The sequence below is a fragment of the Paractinoplanes hotanensis genome, from assembly GCF_023717965.1.
GTDB lineage: Bacteria > Actinomycetota > Actinomycetes > Mycobacteriales > Micromonosporaceae > Actinoplanes > Actinoplanes polyasparticus.
Genome location: NZ_JAMQOL010000067.1, coordinates 45,367 through 55,492 on the forward strand (window position 1 = coordinate 45,367; position 10,126 = coordinate 55,492).

Genomic DNA, 10,126 nt, shown 5'->3' on the forward strand with positions numbered 1-10,126 from the left:
TTGCCGAATCACCGTACGAGCCGGATCACCCCACCGCACGGCAACAGCACCGTGGTCGGCGGCGCGACGACCGTGCGTCAGCGCATCTATCGGCTGCAACGGGGCATGAACGGCGGTATGACCGTCCCTGGCGAGCGCACCCCCTTCCAACGGCTGCTGCGCGCCGGTGCCGCCGCGGCCGCCGTGCTGGTGCTCGCGGTAGCCGCCTACACGGCCGCGCGGGTCCTGGCCCGGGTGGCGCCACTGAGCATGGCCGTCATCGCGGCACTGCTACTGGCCGCCCTGATCAGCCCTCTGACCAACCGGCTGAAACGGACCGGATTGCCCGGCACGCCTGCCGCACTGATCGGCGTGGTCGGACTGCTGGCCGTGCTCACCGCATCCTCGTACTTCATCGGGCACCGCGCTGCCGGCCAGCTCGACGATCTGCAGGTCCAGGTCGTCGAAGGCGCCGGCCGGCTGCGGCAGACGCTGCTCGACATGCTGCCCGGCCTGGACCAGGGCCGCCTCGACGACATCACCGCCCGCCTCGTCCAGGGCCTGCGCGACGCACTGCCCAGCCCGTACGCGGGAATCACCACCGCCACCGAAACCCTGGCCGCCGTCCTGCTGGCGATCGCGCTGCTGTTCTTCTTCCTGCGCGACGGCGACCGGATGTGGTCCTGGCTGACCGGCCTCGTCCCCGGCCCGCGAGCGCGCGCCGCGGACCGCGCGGGCCGGGCCGCGTGGCAGACCCTCGTCTCCTACACCCACGGCGTCGTGGCCGTCGCCGCCGTCGACGCCATCGGCATCGGCGCGGCGCTGTTCCTGCTGGGCGTCCCGCTCGCCGTCTCCCTCGCCGTCCTGACCTTCGTGTCGGCCTTCGTACCGATCATCGGCGCCACCGTCGCGGGCGCTGCCGCCACCCTGGTCACGCTCGTGACCAACGGCCCCCGCGACGCCGTCATCGTGCTCATCGTCGTCATCGTCGTGCAACAGGCCGAAGGCAACCTGCTCCAGCCGTTCATCATGCGCCGCGCCGTACGGTTGCACCCGGTCGTCACCCTGCTGGCCGTCACGGCCGGCACCCTGGTGGCCGGCATCGCCGGCGCGCTGATCGCCGTACCGGCGTGCGCCGTCGCCTACCACGCCGTCCTGGGCTACCGCGCGCGAGACGACGATGCCGCGCCGGTATCCGGCAGCCGGCCTGTCAGCGAGGACACTGACGGGGCCGGGGACGAGCGCCCGGCCGAGGACGACAACCCCTGAGGCGCGGGCCGACGCCCCCCGGGGTACAGGTGGGATCCGCGCCCAGAACATCCGCACCCTGGACACCGTCGCCGCTGTGGTCCTGGAAACCGACGAGAGCTTCAGCGTTATACCGGCGCAGCAGTCCGGCAACCCGTCCGCCCTTGATGTTGCCGCACGGCGATGGATGAACAACAGCGCGCCCGGGTAGAGAGCCGGGCATGAACGACAGCCGAACCGCAGCCGTAACACCGCAGCGGACGCCGAACCGGCGACCCGAGCGTGTCGGATGATCGGCGGTCCGCCGTGGCCGCTGGCGCCCAGCGTCGTCGCGCTGATTGTCGCGCTGGTGGTGATCATGTCGCTGGGGCGGCGGCTGGCGACGACGGTGGACGTGCTGGCCGACCGGACCGGGATGGGCGAAGCCGCGGCCGGCGCGCTGTTGCTGGGCGCGGTGACCTCGCTGCCGGGTATCGGCACCACGGTGGTGGGCTCGCTCGGCGGTGACGCCCAGTTCGCCCTGGCGAACCCGCTGGGCGGGATCGCGGTGCAGACAGTGTGGCTGGCGATCGCAGACCTGCTGTACCGGCGGTCGAACATCGAGCATGCGGCAGCGTCGCTGGAGAACGTGCTGCAGTCGCTGGTTCTCATCGCGCTGCTCTGTATCCCGGTGGTGGCCTATGCCACGCCGGCTCTGCGGATCGGCTGGGTGCATCCGGCGAGTCTGGCCATCCCGCTGGTCTACCTGTACGGGCTGCGCCTGCTCCAGCGTTTGCGACGCGAGCCGATGTGGCAGGCCAAGCAGACCTCCGAAACCCGCCAGGACGAGCCGGACGACGACGCCGACGACAGTGCCGGCACCGCCCGGCTGTGGTGGCGGCTGGCCGCGCTGGCCACGGCGGTGGCCGGCACCGGATACCTCATCGGTCAGGGTGGGCTCGGTGTGGTGGCGGCGACCGGACTGCCCAGCGATCTGGTCGGATTCACGCTCACCACCGCCATCACCTCGTTACCCGAACTCGTCACCCTCATCGCCGCCGTACGCATCGGCGCCCTCAGTCTCGGCATCGGCAACATCATCGGCGGCAACGCCTTCGACGCGCTGATGATCTTCCTGGCGGACGCCACCTATCTGCGGGGTTCGGTCTATACGGACGCCTCCTCCGCGGCGCTGCTGCTGGCCGGATCCACGATCCTGATGACAGTGGCCCTCACGGCCGGATTGATCATGCGCGACCGGCGCGGCATCGGATTCGAAGGCATCATCATCCCCCTCGTGTACGTCGCGACGGTGATCCTCCTGGTGCTCCGGGTCGCGTGAAGCCGAGCCGCACCGGAAAGGGTGGCCTGCCTGTCAGGCCGCAACGTGGCGGACTACCGCAGATCGCCGACAACCTGACCTGACGACGAGATCCGGCCGCGCGGTGCGACGGGTCGCAGGATCAGCCACGCGGCTGTCACCCATGCGGCGGCGAGCAGAACGCTCCCGACAACGTCCATCGGGTGGTGTACGCCGCGGTAGAGCCTCGCCAAGGCCACGCCGGCGGGCAGCAGCACGGCGGCAGCCACGGCAAGGCCGCGCCACGCCCGTGCGCCGGTGGCCTGCCACACGAGCACCGCGATCGCCGTATAGAGACACAAGGAGCCGGCCACGTGCCCGGACGGGAAGCTACCGGTCTCCGGCACATCCGTTTGCAGCGGCTGCACGGCCGGCCGTGCCCGCGCCACAACAGTGGAGATGGTCAGGAAGAGGACGACCTCACCGACGACGGCAATCCACAGGAAGACCACCGGCCGCCAGCTACGGAACACTGCCAGCGCCAGCACACCCGCACCCAACGTGACGGTGATGATGGGGCCGGTGTCACCGGCGATGTTGAGCAGGTCCATGACCCGGGTCAGGTCCGGAGATCGAAGGGCGGCGAACCAAGCGACGGCCTCCCGGTCGAAACGGCCCACCGCGCCGTCGGCCAACACGGCCGTGACCAGGACACCGACACCGGACAGAGCGCCGACGACGAGGATCGCGGCGATCAGTAGAGACGCCGCCGCCCGGAATCGATGCGGTTCCCGGGCCATCTCACCCCCGGTGGCGCGCAGCTGCGGGGCAGCTTCGGGTGCGAGTCCGCCGGAGAGCGGGAGCCACGAGCGGCCGGTCTCGGCACGCCAGTGCCGGAACGCCACCGCGGTGACACCGAGCCAGACCACCCCGAGAGCCCACCCGCCGAGCACATCGCTGAGGTAGTGCACGCCCAGAGCGATGCGGGTGACACCGACCGCGACGATCACCGTTGCCGTCGCGGCGACGAGAACCGTCCGGTGTCGTCGCGACACCGCCGGCAGAAAGATCAGCATGAGGACGCCGTAGGACACCAGCGATCCGAGCGCATGCCCGCTGGGGAAGCTCGGCCCCGGAGCGGTCGCCACGGGCACGTCGACGACCGGGCGAAGACGCTCGACCAGCAATTTCACCATCGGGTCCAGAATCAGCGCACCCAGACTCGTGACGACCGCGTAGACCGCCAGCCGATGCTGACGGCGCACCAGCAGATATCCGGTGGCAGCCACCAGCACCAGAGTGAGCATGTTGCGAACGCCGAACTCGGTCACCCCGCGCAACATGTTCACGGTGATCCGGCTGCCGGAGACGATGTCGTTGAACCATGCGGCCACGGCCCGGTCCACCGCGAACAACCCGCTCCACTGCCGCCGCACCGACACCACCAGCAGCGCGAACAGCACGCCGGCCACGGCCACAGCCAGCAGACCAACCGACAAGCGCCCGACGAACCGGCCGGCTGGTCGCTGCTCGACCGTCGTGGCATTCACATCCTTCGACCACCGCATCGGCGCCGGACACCCGTCCGTGTGACGGGCAACCGGCATCATGGCGGACCGTCACAGCACTGTCACGAGACCGTGGCGTTCCGCAGCGGCCCCGTCATCCCGCGATCGCGAAGTTGTCGATTCGATGACGGTCCCTGCCGGCCGCGATGGCTGGTGGGGCCCGGCAGGCACCCGGACCACGGACACTTCGATGCCGTTGACCAAGGAGGTCATCACGGGTGTGGGCGGCCTGGCATACGCCACTCTCAGCGAGCGCGTCTGTCGTCCTTCGTTGCCAGCATGCCGAACATCGCCAGCAGGGCGATGGTAATCCCGACCGCCCGGCTGTTCGCCGTCGCGACAGCGGCTTCTGTGCCGCTGCTGTAGCCGAGCGCGTACGGCGCCGCGATCAGCCAGAGACCGAGCAGAACGGTGACCACCCCGAGCGGGACGGTGCGCAGTGGAGCGGTGATTCGGGCTACGGCGATACCGGCCGCGACCGCGCCGGCCAGAAAGTCACTCCAGCCGGCGCCGAAACCGCCGACGGTGCCCCGCCCCCACAGGAAAGCGGAGATCATCAGCCACCCGCCCAGCGCGAGCACCAGCCAGTTGACCAGGACGGCCCGCCGCAAGCCGGGATCAGCACGCCTCGGCGACATCTCATCGGCCGGGACTGTTGTTTTCGGGCCGGGCTGGGAGGCCGGCGCCTGCCTGCGCGCGCTGGGGTCCATCAGAGCACCTCCTCCATCTGCGATACCGCTCGAGTTCGACGATCTTTTCCGTCGCGCCCGTGAACCTTGTACCCGCGGATGTCCTGAGCTGGGTCGGCGAGCATCTGATCGCTGTCGCCGAGCCGCCTCAGGGCGCCGGATTCCGTGTGCATGTGCGTCCTCCTCCCGTCGGCCCGCCGGGCCGGAAAGGTCATGGACGCTGGGGATCACGGTTCTGGTCGAACGCTACGCGGAGCGACCGCACGAGAATCACACGAACGTCGCTCACTTCGATGACAGCTGCCCCGCGGCGAGACCCGGCCAGGCCGCGGCTGCCATCCTCGGCGCATCGGGCCCCTACGACCTGGACGGAGCGCTGTACCGGAGCTCACATCGAGAGGTCGGCGCATCGCGACTCGTCCGGCAGCAGCGGGCGAATCCCCACCTGCCATGCCTGGCCCTGCCAGGTCCAGGCCGTCATGGTGCTGGCATCCTCCGCGGCCGAGCGGATCCTTTCCACGTCAGATCCATCGGCGATGACGCAACCGGTCCAGTTCTCTCCGGGCGGCTCGGAACCGGGCGGCTCGGAACCGGGCAGCGCCGGCCCGGGCCAGGCTCGGACCGGTGCCGGACTCGCCGGATCGGGGCTGCCCGGCGTGTGCGGGCGTACGAGAACGGCGATCTCACCCGGCTGGTACGGCTCTGGCTCCGGCAGGCTCTCCGCCGTCGGCAGTCCTTCGAGTTCGCGAACCAGCGCCTTCACTTCTTGTCGGGCTGCCTGCTGGGCCGCGGTGAGATCGGGATCGTCGGCGTCGGCCTCTCGGAGGGCGGTGATCGCTACGGTCGCCTCCGTCCCGGCGCTGTTCACGGTGATCCAGGTGGTGGTGGCGTCGGGTGTCCGCGGATCACCGAAGTCGGTGTCCGGTCGCACCCCGGCTGCCACGGCCTGCCCGGCGAGCGCCTCCGCCCGGTCGGCACCGATCCGCTGCAGTTGCACGCTGGGCAGGGCAGGCGGCGGGTAGATGAGGATCTGCGGCCCCGGCGTGATCAAACGTCCGTCGGCGTACAAGCTCACTGCCGGCACCTCACCGATGGGCGGCCCCATCCCGGCGATACCGCCGCCACTGCGCACCTGCAGCAGCACCGGCATCTCGGGGGACGCCGTCGGGTCCGCGCTGGAATCGTCGCTGCCGGAGGTGGCACAACCGGCGAGCATGAGCGCGGTCGAACCACATACCAGCAGGTGACTCATTTTGATCATGGCTTTCTCCTGGTTCTCAGCGGATTCGAACTGTGCTGTTGTCCCCGTCGTCCGTTCTTTTCCGGATACGACGGCATCACGGCGTTCCCGGGTTCCGGCAGAGGCCGTCTGTCATCGGACTGTCACGACGTCGACGTACGGCCGACCGGGTCGACGGGCGCACCGCGGGTACTCGGATGAAGAGGAGGTGCGTCGCGCCGAACAGCATCCGGCGGGTGCCGGCGTACTGAAAACAGAGGGGAGCCACCCATGAACAAGAAGGTTCTCGCCTGCTTCACGGCCGCTGGACTTCTCCTGACGGCCGGTTGCGGTGACGACGACCCGACGCCCGCTCCCGACGTGTCGGCGACCGGTGAGCCCGCGCCCACAAGTGCCGCACCGGCGGCCGACGTCGCCGCGTGCGCGGTCGGTCAGTGGCGCAGCACCGGCTTGCCCGCCGCCCCCGACGGCGGCGCCGCGGACGCCGATCTGACCGGCGGCGCCGGGTTCCAGGTGGCCATCGTGACCGACGGGGACACGGCGATCACCTTCGACGGCATGGACCCTGTCGTCTTCTCCGCCCGCCTCGGTGAAGCCGAAGTGAGCGGGAAGTTCACCTACAGCGGCCGGGCCACGGGCACGATGACCACGAACGCCGGCTCGGGCACCAGCCCTTCACCGGCCACGAGCGGCACCTGGCAGCCGGTCGGCGACATCAACTGGGACCAGACCCGGCTCACCGTCGATCTGACCGAGCCGGCATCCGCGCGTGTCTTCGACAACGTGCCGCTCGAGGACTACACCGGTGACGGTGCCGCACGTACCGGCGACGCTGTCGACATCGACCCGTTCTTCGACGCCGGGACCTACACCTGTGACAGCGACACCCTCACCATCACCCCGAACGACGACGGCGACCTGCCCATCGTCCTGGAACGCGTGTGACGGGAACACTCGATGCTCGACAGCGCACGCGGCAGCGCGGACCACGACGCGGACACCGGAGGGAAAGACCGTGAGTCGGCTCGTCGGCGGGACTGGTGGACCACCCGGGTCCGTGCCGGCGGCCGGCTGGCCGCGCGGACAGCACGGAAAGCGCTGCACGACCGGCTGCACGGCCTGGCCGCCGAGGCGAGCTTCTGGACGATGCTGTCGTTGCCTCCGCTGCTGCTCGCTCTGCTCACCCTCGTCGGGCCGATCGGTGCCGTGCTCGGCGAGGACCTGGCGGAGCAGGTGGCCACCGCGGTCCTCGGCTGGGCCGGCAACATCTTCACCGAATCGACGGTACGAGACGTGGTCCAGCCGTTGGTCACGACCACCTTGCGTGAAGGCGACTCCGGGATCCTGTCGTTGAGCCTGCTGGTCGCCCTGTGGAGCGGATCCGCGGCACTGAGCAACTACCTGACCGCCATCACGGTCGCCTACGACATGGACGGGCTGCGCAGCTTCTGGCGTACCCGGCTGCTGAGCCTCGTCCTCTACGTGGCCGCCCTCCTGATCGGCGCGGTCCTGCTGCCGCTGCTGATCGTGGGTCCGGGCATCCTTGCCCGGCTGTTGTCCGAGCTACCCGGCCCGGACCTGACATGGCTGATCACCGTGGCCTACTGGCCGACCGCGGTGCTGCTGTCCTTGATCGCTCTGACGTCGCTCTATCACCTCGCGGTACCCGTCAAGACCCGCTGGACCAGGGACTTGCCCGGAGCGGTGCTCGCCCTGGCCATCTGGATCGGCGGCAGCGCGGCTCTCCGTGCTTACCTCTCCTCGGGCCTGCGGAGCGATGCCGGGCCGATCGGCGCGCCGATCGCCTTCCTGCTGTTCTTCTTCCTGACCGCGCTCGCGGTGCTGGTCGGTGCCGAACTGAACGCCGCCATCGACGAGTCACGACCTGACGCGTCAACCCGCGCCGGGCGGCAGCAGGCACGCCGCAAACGCGAGTCCTCATCCGATGCTTCTTCATAGGCGCTGACACAGAACTGTCATGGGTAGACCGGCACACACGGGGGATGCCTTCAGAGAAGACACCAGGTCACCGTCACCGAAGGAGGCCCGATCATGCCGAACGTCCAACAGCCCGAGATGCGCCGCAGCGGTGAAACCCGCCTGGTCCAGGACAGCGACGGCCCGGACGGCGCGACCGGCAAGAGCCCGAGCGCCGAGCACCGCAAGGTGCCGGCCGACCAGCAGTCTCCGTACGGTCCCGGCGCCACTGCGACCAACAGCCCGCAGGAGCCCCGCGGCCGCGACGCAGAAGGCGAATAGCGCCGTGCCACCTCGGCCCTTCGTCGTCCCGGAAACGACATGCGACGGCACGGTTCCGTCACCGGGATACGGACAGCCGAGGGAGAAGACATATTCACCAGCGAATTGAGGAGGCGGCCATGCAACCCTTCGCGTTCACTCCCTGGGTCTGGCGCGACCAATCTGTGCTGAGCGGCGGCTACGGTCGTACCGGAGACCTGGCCGCGGGGCGCGGCGACAGCATCAGTGCGGACGAACAGGCCGGTGCGGACCTGTCCGGCTACGACGTAGAGGCCGCCGACGGCAGCATCGGTGAGATCGACGAGGCCACCTACGACGTGGGCAGCGCCTGCCTGGTCGTAGACACCGGCCCGTGGATCTTCGGCCGCAAGGTGCTGCTGCCCGCCGGTACGGTTCAGCGCGTCGACCACGACGACCGCAAGGTGTACGTCGACCGCACCAAGGACCAGATCAAGGACTCCCCGGAGTACGACAAGGACACTTTCGGTACGCCCGAGTACCGCGAGCGGGTCGGGGACTACTACACCGGCAGCTACCGCGACTCGCCGACGATGTGATCCACCACTGGTCGCACAGTGTGCCGCCGTCACCCGCGGGTGACGGCGGCTCACTGTCGGATGCCGGCGAACAGCCGCAGCGGTGTGATCGGCTGCTCGGCCCAGGACTCGGCGACGACCAAGCCGGCATGCAGCACCCCTCCCGGGGCCAGGCCGGAGCGGAACTGCCGGTCGGCTCCGGCGGTTGACAGCCTCACCGCTCGCACTGATCGCGAGAACCGCAGGGCCGATACTTTGCTCATCGCTGATGACCGCCACCCGCTGGCTGTCTGAGGACGCACCCTCGACCTGTCGAGGCAAGGCCGGCGAAGGGGATCATCGACCGCGGCCGCGTCGTGACGTGTAAGCCGCCAGGGCGGTCGCCAGGGCAAGACACCAGATCACGATGCCGGTCGTTCCCAGGGTCACGAGGAGGACACACAGAAGCCACCAGCAGATCGCGAAGCCGAGCAGAAGCCGGGCTCCTACCCGTGTCTGCCGTTGCACCACCGGTCGCGTGGGGTGGCGTGGGACCGGCGTGTCTCCGGCTTGCCCTCTGTCACCGGCCTTTGGCCGCTCCCCCGCAAGCCCGACGCGCTCATGATCCAGTCGTCCGCCGGTCGGTCGGTCGTCCGGCGATGCCACAGACAGCATGTTGCACACATCTCGAACGCCTTGAGTGTCACGCGCTACCTGTCCGGCGATCTCTCGGTGGGTGTGCGACTCAACGACGCCGGACAGCAGGGCGACACCGTTCTGCGCTTCGACTGCGACCTGACCGAAGCAGTGCGAGGCGTCGGCTCTCAGTCGTTGAGTGACATTCCGGCTCAACCTCTCGTCCACGGACGAGGACGGCATGACCGGCTCCTCGCCACGGGACTCCGGATCACCCTCCGGCCAAGGCCATCCCACCATTGTGGTCCGCTCCTCCACTCGGACAGCAACACCGTCGACGATGCCATCGTCGGCCGACAGCGTCCCGGCGAAACGACGACAGTCTCATGACGACACGCGGGATGAGAGTTCGTTTACGTCCGTTCGACGCGACGGTTCGTCGCCGGGCTGCCGCCGGGCTGCAGGCCGGCCGATCCCGACACCTGGGCCTCGGCCGTGCGCACGTCGACGTTGACCTTTTCGGCTTCCTCGGCCGCCGCCGCGGACGCAGCCGCCGCTTCACGTTCGACCGCCCGCGCGTCGAGCGCGGAGGTGGGTTCGTCGCCGGCCATGTTGGCCAGGCCGCCCAGCGCGCCGCCCATGCCCTCGAGGGCCTTGGTCAGCTCGGTCGGAACGATCCACACCTTGTTGGCGGTGCCGTTCGCGATCTGCGG

At 69.5% G+C, this 10,126-nt stretch carries 12 protein-coding genes and 1 pseudogene; 6 read left to right on the plus strand and 7 right to left on the minus strand.

Translation table 11 applies throughout. The features are described from left to right. Positions 1–1,248: an AI-2E family transporter gene (locus tag LXN57_RS40690; RefSeq protein ID WP_251803650.1), complete on the plus strand. Its 1,248-nt coding sequence runs from the start codon at positions 1–3 to the stop codon at positions 1,246–1,248. 268 nt (positions 1,249–1,516) lie between these two features. Continuing rightward, a complete protein-coding gene (locus tag LXN57_RS40695; RefSeq protein ID WP_251803651.1) occupies positions 1,517–2,548 on the plus strand; it encodes a sodium:calcium antiporter in 1,032 nt (343 codons plus the stop codon). A gap of 53 nt (positions 2,549–2,601) precedes the next feature. Here the strand turns inward: LXN57_RS40695 and LXN57_RS40700 are convergent, their stop codons facing one another. The 4 genes from LXN57_RS40700 to LXN57_RS40715 form a co-directional block, all read right to left on the minus strand. Continuing rightward, on the minus strand, positions 2,602–4,056 hold the full coding sequence (locus LXN57_RS40700) for a phosphatase PAP2 family protein (protein WP_251803652.1): 1,455 nt from the start codon (positions 4,054–4,056) through the stop codon (positions 2,602–2,604). A 263-nt stretch (positions 4,057–4,319) separates the two neighbouring features. Then, the gene (locus tag LXN57_RS40705) at positions 4,320–4,784 is read right to left on the minus strand and encodes an SPW repeat domain-containing protein (protein WP_251803653.1); all 465 of its coding nucleotides are present in this window, start codon (positions 4,782–4,784) and stop codon (positions 4,320–4,322) included. Continuing rightward, entirely contained in the window at positions 4,784–4,936 is a 153-nt protein-coding gene (locus LXN57_RS40710; protein WP_251803654.1) for a hypothetical protein, read from the minus strand. The genes LXN57_RS40705 and LXN57_RS40710 overlap by 1 nt, the downstream gene beginning before the upstream one ends. Before the next feature lie 215 nt (positions 4,937–5,151). Then, entirely contained in the window at positions 5,152–6,024 is an 873-nt protein-coding gene (locus tag LXN57_RS40715; protein ID WP_251803655.1) for a hypothetical protein, read from the minus strand. Positions 6,025–6,273: 249 nt separating this feature from the next. On the opposite strand from LXN57_RS40715, the gene LXN57_RS40720 reads away from it, so the two are divergent. The 4 genes from LXN57_RS40720 (at position 6,274) to LXN57_RS40735 (ending at position 8,819) form a co-directional block, all read left to right on the plus strand. Next, entirely contained in the window at positions 6,274–6,948 is a 675-nt protein-coding gene (locus tag LXN57_RS40720; protein WP_251803656.1) for a hypothetical protein, read from the plus strand. A gap of 12 nt (positions 6,949–6,960) precedes the next feature. Beyond that, on the plus strand, positions 6,961–7,962 hold the full coding sequence (locus tag LXN57_RS40725) for a YihY/virulence factor BrkB family protein (protein WP_251803657.1): 1,002 nt from the start codon (positions 6,961–6,963) through the stop codon (positions 7,960–7,962). A 93-nt stretch (positions 7,963–8,055) separates the two neighbouring features. Beyond that, complete coding sequence (locus LXN57_RS40730; RefSeq protein ID WP_251803658.1) at positions 8,056–8,262, plus strand: hypothetical protein; 207 nt, start codon at positions 8,056–8,058, stop codon at positions 8,260–8,262. Between the two features lie 119 nt (positions 8,263–8,381). Further along, on the plus strand, positions 8,382–8,819 hold the full coding sequence (locus tag LXN57_RS40735) for a PRC-barrel domain-containing protein (protein ID WP_251803659.1): 438 nt from the start codon (positions 8,382–8,384) through the stop codon (positions 8,817–8,819). Between the two features lie 50 nt (positions 8,820–8,869). On the opposite strand, the gene LXN57_RS40740 is transcribed toward LXN57_RS40735, so the two are convergent. The 3 genes and pseudogenes from LXN57_RS40740 to LXN57_RS40745 form a co-directional block, all read right to left on the minus strand. Continuing rightward, entirely contained in the window at positions 8,870–9,016 is a 147-nt protein-coding gene (locus LXN57_RS40740) for a hypothetical protein (RefSeq protein ID WP_251803660.1), read from the minus strand. 118 nt (positions 9,017–9,134) lie between these two features. Beyond that, entirely contained in the window at positions 9,135–9,713 is a 579-nt protein-coding gene (locus LXN57_RS48445; RefSeq protein ID WP_369077301.1) for a BON domain-containing protein, read from the minus strand. 113 nt (positions 9,714–9,826) lie between these two features. After that, a pseudogene (locus LXN57_RS40745) lies at positions 9,827–10,126 on the minus strand (SPFH domain-containing protein); the annotation flags it as partial.

Coding starts and splice junctions, on each gene's coding strand:
- LXN57_RS40695 (WP_251803651.1), top strand. CDS start 1,517: ATGATCGGCGGTCCGCCGTGGCCGCTGGCGCCCAGCGTCGTCGCGCTG.
- LXN57_RS40705 (WP_251803653.1), bottom strand. CDS start 4,784: ATGGACCCCAGCGCGCGCAGGCAGGCGCCGGCCTCCCAGCCCGGCCCG.
- LXN57_RS40710 (WP_251803654.1), bottom strand. CDS start 4,936: ATGCACACGGAATCCGGCGCCCTGAGGCGGCTCGGCGACAGCGATCAG.
- LXN57_RS40715 (WP_251803655.1), bottom strand. CDS start 6,024: ATGATCAAAATGAGTCACCTGCTGGTATGTGGTTCGACCGCGCTCATG.
- LXN57_RS40720 (WP_251803656.1), top strand. CDS start 6,274: ATGAACAAGAAGGTTCTCGCCTGCTTCACGGCCGCTGGACTTCTCCTG.
- LXN57_RS40725 (WP_251803657.1), top strand. CDS start 6,961: ATGCTCGACAGCGCACGCGGCAGCGCGGACCACGACGCGGACACCGGA.
- LXN57_RS40730 (WP_251803658.1), top strand. CDS start 8,056: ATGCCGAACGTCCAACAGCCCGAGATGCGCCGCAGCGGTGAAACCCGC.
- LXN57_RS40735 (WP_251803659.1), top strand. CDS start 8,382: ATGCAACCCTTCGCGTTCACTCCCTGGGTCTGGCGCGACCAATCTGTG.
- LXN57_RS48445 (WP_369077301.1), bottom strand. CDS start 9,713: ATGGTGGGATGGCCTTGGCCGGAGGGTGATCCGGAGTCCCGTGGCGAG.